Genomic DNA, 285 nt, shown 5'->3' with positions numbered 1-285 from the left:
TCGCGCCATCTGCCATCCGGTGACGGGGTTCGGAGGGCTGATATCCTTTCTCGACTTGAGGCTCAACCGCGCCACTGATCCCGACGCGCTGCGTCGCCAACGTGGTGTCCATGCGCTTCTCGTCATCGTTCTGGTGCCGGCGGCAGCAGGTCTTTGCGTGCAGCTTGTCCTGCTCTGGTTCGTCCCCTTGGGATTGATCATTGCCGTCCTTCTGGCGACATCGCTTCTGTCGCAGAAAAGCCTTTACGAACACGTCGAAGCCGTCGCCGACGCGCTCGACAGCGG

The 285-nt window shown here is 61.8% G+C and carries 1 protein-coding gene; it reads left to right on the top strand.

Annotated features, from left to right (window positions below; all coding sequences use genetic code 11):
* The coding region (locus EN852_RS40030; protein WP_189546669.1) for a cobalamin biosynthesis protein at positions 1–285 on the top strand (285 nt) is incomplete at both ends.

This window comes from Mesorhizobium sp. M2E.F.Ca.ET.209.01.1.1 (genome assembly GCF_004010375.2).
In the GTDB taxonomy this organism is placed as follows: domain Bacteria; phylum Pseudomonadota; class Alphaproteobacteria; order Rhizobiales; family Rhizobiaceae; genus Mesorhizobium.
Note: the sequence above shows the minus strand (reverse complement) of the source record. Positions and strands in the feature narration are given on the sequence as shown.